Source organism: Actinomadura sp. NPDC000929 (genome assembly GCF_040492065.1).
GTDB lineage: Bacteria > Actinomycetota > Actinomycetes > Streptosporangiales > Streptosporangiaceae > Spirillospora > Spirillospora verrucosospora.
The window spans coordinates 1-8,421 of the sequence record NZ_JBEUPA010000234.1 but is presented as its reverse complement, the minus strand read 5'-3'; the positions used below and the strand labels follow the sequence as shown (position 1 = coordinate 8,421).

The window sequence follows — 8,421 nt, the reverse complement described above, 5'->3', positions numbered from 1 at the left end:
GCGCACGCCGCCGCGGGCGACCGGTCCCGCGCCCGGGACCGGCTGCGCGCCGCCGCCGAGGTCTTCGAGTCGTGCGGGATGAAGGGGCTGCTGGCGCAGGTCGTCCGCGAGCAGCGGCGGCTCGGTGTCCGGGTGCCCTCCCCCGGGACGCCCGCACGCGGCGCCAAGGGCAGGAAGGACCTGCCGTTCGGGCTCTCCCCGCGCGAGCACGAGATCGCGCTGCTGGTCGCCGAGGGCAACAGCAACCAGCAGATCGCCGAGCGGCTGTACCTCAGCGTCCGGACGGTCGAGACCCACCTCTCCCGCGTCTTCGGCAAGATCGGCGTGTCCTCCCGGGTCGGCGTCGCGACCGCGATGAACCGTTCCGAGTAGATCTGACTCTTACTTCACGTACGTCCCGTACGTCCGGTGGGTGCGCCCGCACCCGTAAGTACGGGTTCTCCACGATGCCGCGCCGATATCTGCGTTTGGCAGGGTTGGACCGTCAGGAAGCGGAGGAGATCGACATGGAGCAGCAGCGGATCGCGCGCTTCACGCACGCGGGCGTCGCCGACGCCGAGGTGTCCGCGCACCCCTTCGCGACCGAGGACGGCCTCGGCCTGAACCTCACCCGGTTCCGCCGGAGCGACTGCGACGACGTCGTCCTGCTGGTGCACGGGCTGACCACGTCCAGCGACATGTACATCATGCCGGAGCACGCCAACCTGGTGAACCACCTGCACGACGCCGGGTTCGGCGACGTGTGGGCGGCCGACCTGCGGATCAGCGGCCGGTTCCCCTACAACGCCGAGGCCTCGCGCCACGACCTGGACGCCATCGCGCTCTACGACCACCCGGCGATGCTCGCCGAGCTGCGGCGCCACGTCGGCGACCGGCGGATCCACGTGATCTCCCACTGCGTGGGCGCGATCTCGTTCTCGATGGCGCTGTTCGCCGCCACCGTCACCGGCGTCACCAGCCTGGTCTGCAACAGCGTCTCGCTCACCCCGCGCACCCCGCGCTGGTCGAAGATCAAGCTCGGCTACGGGCCGGCCCTCATGGAGTACGTGCTCGGGCCCTGCCACCTGGACCCCCGGTACGCGAACGCTCCGGTGCTGACGCGCGGCTGGATGCTCGCCAAGGCCGTCGCCCCGTTCCACCGCGAGTGCGACGAGCCGGCCTGCCACATGCTCAGCTTCATGTGGGGCGGCGGACAACCGATCTTCACGCACGACAAGATGTCGCCGGTCACGCACGGGCGGCTGCCCGACCTGTTCGGGGCCTGCAACGTCAACTACTACCGGCACCTCCACGCGATGGTGAAGGCGGGCCGCGCGGTGAAGCGCCACCCGCGCGACCCCCGCTCGGCCGCGCTGCCGGACGACTACCTGTCGCGCGCCGCCACGGTCACGACGCCGATCCTGTTCCTCACCGGAGACCGCAACCACGTGTTCACCGATTCCAACATCGTCTGCCACCGCGCCCTGGAGAAGATCACTCCCGGGCTGCACGAGCTGGCGGTCCTGCCCGGCTACGGCCACCAGGATCCGTTCATGGGGGCCGCCTCCGCGACCGAGGTGTTCCCGCAGGTCGTGGACTTCCTCAAGCGGAAGGCGGGCTGAGCGATGAGCGAAGGCGGCGGCGCGGCCGAGCACGTCGACGCGGTCGTGGTCGGATCCGGATTCGGCGGATCCGTCACCGCGTACCGGCTGGCGGAGGCCGGGCAGCGGGTCGTCCTGCTGGAGCGCGGGCAGCCGTACCCGCCCGGCAGCTTCCCGCGCTCCCCCGCCGAGTTGGGGCGGGCTTTCTGGGACCCCGACGCCGGCCTGTACGGGATGTACGACGTGTGGGGGTTCAAGGGCTGCGACTCCGTCGTGTCCTCCGGCCTCGGCGGCGGCTCCCTGATCTACGCGAACGTGCTGCTGCGCAAGGACGAGCGCTGGTTCGTGCACGACCGGCCGGGGCCCGGCGGGGGGCACGAGCCGTGGCCGGTCTCGCGCGCCGACCTGGACCCGCACTACGACGCCGTCGAGCGGATGATGGGCGCGACGCCGTACCCGCTGGACCAGGTCCCCTACGACGACACCCCGAAGACGCACGCGATGCAGGACGCGGCGGCCGAGCTCGGCCTGCACAGCACGCTGCCGCCGCTCGCGGTCAGCTTCGCGCCGGAGCCGGGCGGCACGCCCGGGGTGAGCCTGCCGATCGCCGACCCCGCGTACGGCAACCTGCACGGCGCGCGCCGCCGGACGTGCAAGCTGTGCGGCGAGTGCGACATCGGCTGCAACGAGGGCTCCAAGAACAGCCTCGACCACAACTACCTGTCGGCGGCGGCGCACCACGGCGCCGACATCCGCACCTCCCACGAGGTGAAGGCGATCCGGCCGCGGCGGGGCGGCGGGTACGAGGTCGACTACGTCCACCACACGGACCTGTCCGCCCGCAAGCGCCGCCTGCCGATCCGGACGATCACGTGCGACCGGCTGGTGCTGGGCGCCGGCACCTACGGCACCACGTACCTGCTGCTGAAGTCCCGCGCGGCGTTCCCCGGCCTCAGCTCGGCGCTCGGCACCCGTTTCTGCGGCAACGGCGACCTGCTGACGTTCCTGATGCGGGCCAAGGACCGCAACCGGGTCCGCCCGCTCAACGCCAGCCGCGGGCCGGTGATCACCACGGCGATCCGGCTGCCGGACGACCTGGACGGCGTGCCCGGCGCGGGCCGCGGCGCCTACATCCAGGACGGCGGCTACCCCGGTTTCACCGACTGGATCGTGAACGGCTTCGACGTCCGCGGCGAGTTCGAGCGCGCGGTGGAGTTCCTGTGGGGCCGGTTCCGGGAGTTCTTCAAGGACGCGCCGGACACCAACCTGTCCGAGGAGCTCTCGGACCTGATCGGCGACGGGGCGCTGACGGTCAGCTCGCTGCCGCTGCTCGGCATGGGCCGCGAGACCGCCGACGGGCGGCTGCACCTGCGGGACGGCCGGCTCGCCGCCGACTGGAACGCGCGGACCAGCGAGGAGCTGTTCAACCGCGTCCGCAAGACGATGCGGGGGATCGCGGACGTGCTCGGCGCCGACTACGCCGACAACCCGATGTGGTTCCGCAAGCGCATCATCACCGTCCATCCGCTGGGCGGCGCCCCCATGGGCGGCCACCCGGGCGAAGGCGTCTGCGACGCCTTCGGCGAGGTGTTCGGGTTCCCGGGCCTCTACATCGCCGACGGGGCGGCGATGCCCGGCCCGGTGGGCCCGAACCCCTCGCTGACGATCGCCGCGCAGGCCGACCGGCTGGCCACGCGGCTGCTGGAGAGGACCGCCCCGCCCGCCACGGGGGCCGAGCCGGCCGGGGGAGCCGGCTCGCCAGGCGGGGCGGGGAACGGCTCGGCGTACGGCCCCGCATCGGGGAGCCGCGGTGGGACACGGGGACCGTCCACCGCGGTCGCGGGCCGTACGTCGCTGTCGTTCACCGAGGAGATGAAGGGATTCGTCACCTACGGGGAGTCCGACACGCGGATCGGCGAGCTGGCCGAGGGGCGCCTGCCCCTGTCGTTCCGCCTGACGATCACCGCGGCGGACACCGACCGCTTCCTGGCCGAGGCGGACCACGAGGCGACGGCCGCCGGATGGGTCGACGCGACCGGGCACGGGGGGCGCCGCCCGGTCGAGCGGGGCACGTTCAACCTGTTCGTCGCGGACGGGCCCGAGGACCGGCGGCTGATGAAGTACCGGCTGTTCTACACCGACGGCGAGGGGCGGCGGCGCACGCTGAGCGGGCGCAAGAACGTCCTGCACGGGCCGCCGACGCGGATCTGGCCGGACACCTCCACCCTCTACGTGCGGCTGCTGGACGGGCACGTCGCCGAGGACGAGGAGGACGGCGCGCCGGTCGTCGCGGCGGGCGTGCTGCACATCCAGCTGACCGACTTCGCGCGGCAGCTGACGACCTTCCGCGCGACGGGTCCCGACGGGGCGGGCCGGCTGCTCGACTTCGGCCGGTTCTTCGCCGGGGAGCTGTGGGAGGTCTACGGTCCCGACCCCGCCTGAGGGGTCCATGGTCGTGCAGGCCGAGGGAACTGCGGGGTGCTCTCGGCCTGCACCTTTTCTGCCGGAGGTCGTGCGGGGGGTCGCACGGCCTCCGGCTCACGTCCCTCCCCGCGGGCCCGGACGCGGTCAGATGCCCTCGGCCTTGCGGGCGGGGCAGTCCGGCGGGCAGTGCTCGACGTGGGCGGGCAGCCATCGGGCGAAGGCCTTCAGCATCTGCCGGAGCCCGAAGCCGACGATCGGGCCGGTGCCGGGGATCAGCGGCTCGAACGTCGCCTCCCAGCGCAGGAACGTGCCGGCGTCCCGGCGCTCCAGCCGGACGTCCGACCGGTAGCTGCGCACGGGCAGGCCCGACAGCGCGACGTACCCGAAGTGCTCGTAGGGCTCGTAGGCGACGGTCCGCTCGCTGGCCGGCCAGATCTTCTTGACCGTCCCGACGCCGTAGGGGGCGGTGTCGCCCGCGCGCGCCCGCCGCGCCGGGGTGGGGAACCTGCCCCAGGCGCCCCACGCCTCGGGGACGGCCAGGTGCCGGAAGAGGTCCTCGGGCGAGGCGGCGGTGGTGGCGGTGGCCTGGATCATCGCCACACGCTACAGGCACGCCCGCGAAACCGGCAGGCCCAGCCGGGGCCGTCAGGACGACTGCGCGCGGGCGCGGAACGCGGCGGCCTTGACCCGGTTCTGGCAGGCGGTGGAGCAGAAGCGGCGGGTGCCGTTGCGGGAGGTGTCGACGTAGACGCGGTCGCAGTTGGGGGCGGTGCAGACGCCCAGGCGGTCGTGCATCTCGCTGCCGATGACGATGGCGAGGCCGGTGGCGCAGGGGCCGGCCCAGTCGTTCTCGTCGGCTCCGTGGTAGTGGACGTGCCACGGGTGTCCGTCGTGGCGCTCCAGGCGGGGCCGGGCCTCGGTCGTCTCCAGGAGCCGGTTGACCTGCTCGGCGGCGCCGTCGACGTCGCCGGCGGCGACGGCGTCGAACACCACGCGCAGCTCCCGCGCGACGGCGGCGAGCGCGGGCAGTTCGGACTCGGCGGCGCGCGAGCCGCGCCCGACGCGCTGGAGGACGTCGGTGACGGCGGCGGCGAGCGCGGGCGGCGGGGGCGGGGTGTAGGCGCGGCCGCGCCGCTCCCCCGGGGTCAGCTCGTTGACGAGGCCGGCGGCCGCCTGCACCACCGCATCGGTATGACTGTTGAACTCCACTTGACCGGTTACGCCTTCCGGGTTCAGAATGTGACTGTCCAAAGCTTATACGACAGTCACAGGAGGGGTCATGACCATGCTCGACCACGAGGTCGCGAGCGCCTGGACCGCCCGCTGGGACGTCCAGCAGGAGGGCTACGTCCCCGACCGCGAGGAGCGGTTCACCGCCATCGTCGACGCCCTGGAGGCCGCGACCGGGCGGCCCGACCCGCTCGTCCTCGACCTCGGCTGCGGGCCGGGCTCGCTCGCCGGCCGGATCCTGGACCGCGTCCCCGGCGCGACCGTGGTCGCGGTGGACGCCGACCCGCTGCTGCTGTCGCTCGGCCGCGCCGCGCACGCCGGCCGGCCGGGTCTGGCCTTCACCGAGCTGGACCTGCGCGAGCCCGGCTGGGCGGCGCGGCTGCGGCTGGACCGGCAGGCCGACGCCGCCGTCAGCACGACCGCCCTGCACTGGCTGTCGGCCGCGCAGCTGCGCGTCGCCTACGGCGAGCTGGCGCGCGTGCTGCGCCCTCGCGGCCTGTTCCTCAACGGCGACAACCTCGGAGTGGAGGACCGCACGCCGGGCCTCGCGGCCCTCGACGTCGCCCTGCGCGAGCGCGAGCGGGCGCGCCGGTTCGGCGGGGACCGCCCCGAGGGCTGGGACCAGTGGTGGGACGCGGTCGCCGCCGATCCCGGCCTCGCCGGGCTGCGATCGCTGGCCCGCGACGAGACGACCGGCCACCACGGCTCGGAGTCGGCGCTGCTGTCCACCCATGTCGAGGCGCTGCGCGAGGCGGGCTTCGACGAGGTCGGGACGCTCTGGCAGCGCGGCGACAACCGCCTCCTCGCCGCCCTGCTGGGGGCCTAGCCGCGCCCGGCCGCCGTCAGTGCGCCTGCCCGTAGAGGCGTTCGACGTGCAGGCGGACGACGAGGCGGCCGTCCTCGACCATGACGCGGCGGTACTCGTCCCAGTCGGGGTGCTCGCCGCGGATGTCCCGGTACACCTCGACGAGCTCCTCGACGGCGGCGTCGTCCGGATCGGCGGCGACCGCCGTGAGCTCGGCGGTGCCCTCGGCGACCACCCACGACCAGCCGTCCGGCGAACCGACGTGCAGGCTCGCGCGCGGGTCGCGGGCCAGGTTGCGGGCCTTGGCCCGGTCGGCGGTGATCGAGATCCGGACGAGCCGGCGTTCCTCGTCGTAGTGGTAGTTGATCGTGGACAGCTGGGGCCGCCCGTCGCCCTTGAGGGTGGCCAGCACTCCGATGTCCCGTCCCGCCAGGAGTTTCACCAGCGCCGCTTCGTCCGCCATCGTCGCCTCCATCGGTCGTCGGTCCTACCTGCGTCAACCGCGGGGCGGGCCGGTCACTTCCCGGTCAGTTCAGGGCGAGGGCCGGGAACTCGAGGACGCGGGCGGACCGGGTGCCCGGCCCGCCCGCGTCCTCGCCCGCGTCCTCGCGGGCGGCGCGGCCGGTGAGGATGTGGCCGCGGAACACCGCGCCCTTCGCCGCGACCTTGACGGCGCGGAAGCCTCGCGGCGGCAGGGCGCAGAACCCGGTCCGCACGACGTCGTCGAACAGCGAGTCCGACACGACGTAGGCGAGGTCGCGGTCCGCGTCGTCGGCCAGCATGCGGCGCAGCGGCGCCGCGTCCAGCAGCCGCTGGACGACGATGGGCGCGTCGCCCGCGGGGCCGAACGGCCCGGCCGTGAGCGTGCCGTGGTGCAGCGAGAGCCGGACGCGCAGGCGGAAGCGGCCGGCGTCCCGGTTGACCTCGCGCAGCGCCCCGTCGAGGAGGATGACGAACTCGCCGGCCACCGTCGCCGGGTCGACGCCCTCCGGCAGCGTGGCGAGCTCGCCGTCCCCGCCGACCTGCTTGTCCCAGCCCGCGCGGTCGAGGCCGACGCCGCGGGCGGCGCCGTCGAGCGCCTCCGTCAGCAGCCGCTGCGCGCGCAGCTGCTCGCGCGTGTCGCGCCGGCTGTACCCCTGGATGTCCACCGCCAGCAGCAGGCGGTAGCTGAGCTGGACTTCCCCGTTCTCCATCACCATGCCGATCCCCGCCCTCGGTCTCTGTGGGCAAATGGGCCCGATGCCCGCATTCGCTCCAAAGTGTGGAGTGAGCGTTGCCCGGCGAAGGTTCCGATGCGCGGGTCGGAGTCTCGCCTCCCGTACGCACCCTGAGACGCACCTCGGCGATCCCTGGGACTGGACGGTAAGGAAAAGGTGGCGAACAAGTAAGAGCCATTGCGGAAAATCCCCCACGAAACGGCCTCGGTTGAACCGCGCGGCGCGGGGTCCCGTACTGCCTCCCAACGTGACACCCACGGTCACCGCGTCGCCCCGCACCCCCTCGCACCCCCGCCGGAGACCCCGATGGCCCACAGATCACCGGCCGCCTCGGCCACCCGCGAACGCCCTCCCGGACCGTGGAGCTGGTTCCGCGGCCCGCGGCCCTCCGGCGGCGTGGACGACCAGGTGATCGTGACCGAGCTGTACCGCGTGTACGGCCGCCCCCTGCTGTCGTTCGTCCTTCGCCTCACCGGCGGCGACCGGCACTGGGCCGAGGACGTCGTCCAGGAGACGATGATCCGCGCCTGGCGCAGCGCGCACCAGCTCGACGAGAACGCGACGTCGCTGCTGCCCTGGCTCGCGACGGTCGCCCGCCGGATCGTCATCGACGACCAGCGCCGCAAGAACGCACGGCCGCAGGAGGCGGGCGAGGGCCCGCTGGAGAACATGCGCGTGCCCGACGGGTTGGAGGATCTGCTGCGCTCCGTCGTCGTGTCCGAAGCCCTCCTCGCCCTGTCCCCCGCCCACCGAGAGATCCTCAACGAGACCTTCTTCCGGGACCGCTCGGTGAACGAGGCCGCCAGGCATCTCGGGATCCCCGTGGGCACCGTGAAGTCCCGGGTCTACTACGCGCTCCGGGCACTGCGCGTCGCCCTGGAGGAGAGGGGCGTGACGCCATGAGAGCGCCGGACATGCCGCACGTCGACGTCGGCGCCTACGCCCTCGGCCTGCTGGAGGAGCCCGACCGCCGCGCGTTCGAGGCGCACCTGGCGACGTGCTTCTCCTGCCACGAGGAGCTCGGCGCGCTGAGCGGGATCGCCCAGACCCTGGACGGCATCGGCCCGATCGCCGACCCGGCGGAGGCGATGCCCGCGCCGCCCGAGCCGGCGGCGGTCACCGACCTGATCCGGCACCGGATCCGGCGGGAGCGGCGGCACCGGAC

Annotated in this window: 10 protein-coding genes; 6 read left to right on the top strand and 4 right to left on the bottom strand. The window is 73.6% G+C overall.

Features of this window, described 5'->3' with window-relative positions; all coding sequences use genetic code 11:
• The 3 genes from ABWI04_RS40445 to ABWI04_RS40435 all read left to right on the top strand — a co-directional run.
• Positions 1-372 (top strand): response regulator transcription factor (locus tag ABWI04_RS40445; protein ID WP_353835711.1); only part of this gene is annotated, 372 nt, incomplete at its 5' end.
• A 134-nt stretch (positions 373-506) separates the two neighbouring features.
• Entirely contained in the window at positions 507-1,601 is a 1,095-nt protein-coding gene (locus tag ABWI04_RS40440) for an alpha/beta hydrolase (protein ID WP_353835710.1), read from the top strand.
• Positions 1,602-1,604: 3 nt separating this feature from the next.
• A complete protein-coding gene (locus ABWI04_RS40435) occupies positions 1,605-4,022 on the top strand; it encodes a GMC oxidoreductase (protein ID WP_345183532.1) in 2,418 nt (805 codons plus the stop codon).
• 126 nt (positions 4,023-4,148) lie between these two features.
• Here ABWI04_RS40435 and ABWI04_RS40430 read toward each other — a convergent pair whose 3' ends face one another.
• On the bottom strand, positions 4,149-4,598 hold the full coding sequence (locus ABWI04_RS40430) for an SRPBCC family protein (RefSeq protein WP_353835709.1): 450 nt from the start codon (positions 4,596-4,598) through the stop codon (positions 4,149-4,151).
• A gap of 51 nt (positions 4,599-4,649) precedes the next feature.
• Positions 4,650-5,186 (bottom strand): CGNR zinc finger domain-containing protein, encoded by a 537-nt coding sequence (locus ABWI04_RS40425; protein WP_353835708.1) that lies wholly within the window; start codon positions 5,184-5,186, stop codon positions 4,650-4,652.
• 97 nt (positions 5,187-5,283) lie between these two features.
• Between ABWI04_RS40425 and ABWI04_RS40420 the strand changes: the two genes are divergently transcribed.
• Positions 5,284-6,060: a class I SAM-dependent methyltransferase gene (locus ABWI04_RS40420; protein ID WP_345183538.1), complete on the top strand. Its 777-nt coding sequence runs from the start codon at positions 5,284-5,286 to the stop codon at positions 6,058-6,060.
• Between the two features lie 16 nt (positions 6,061-6,076).
• Here the strand turns inward: ABWI04_RS40420 and ABWI04_RS40415 are convergent, their stop codons facing one another.
• The gene (locus ABWI04_RS40415) at positions 6,077-6,502 is read right to left on the bottom strand and encodes a PPOX class F420-dependent oxidoreductase (RefSeq protein ID WP_353835707.1); all 426 of its coding nucleotides are present in this window, start codon (positions 6,500-6,502) and stop codon (positions 6,077-6,079) included.
• A gap of 64 nt (positions 6,503-6,566) precedes the next feature.
• A complete protein-coding gene (locus ABWI04_RS40410; protein ID WP_353835706.1) occupies positions 6,567-7,232 on the bottom strand; it encodes a hypothetical protein in 666 nt (221 codons plus the stop codon).
• A gap of 330 nt (positions 7,233-7,562) precedes the next feature.
• Between ABWI04_RS40410 and ABWI04_RS40405 the strand changes: the two genes are divergently transcribed.
• Positions 7,563-8,159, top strand: coding sequence for a sigma-70 family RNA polymerase sigma factor (locus ABWI04_RS40405; RefSeq protein WP_425550323.1), 597 nt, complete (start codon positions 7,563-7,565; stop codon positions 8,157-8,159).
• Positions 8,156-8,421, top strand: a 266-nt coding sequence (locus ABWI04_RS40400; protein WP_353835705.1) for a zf-HC2 domain-containing protein, incomplete at its 3' end; no start/stop codon positions are given. The genes ABWI04_RS40405 and ABWI04_RS40400, both read left to right, overlap by 4 nt.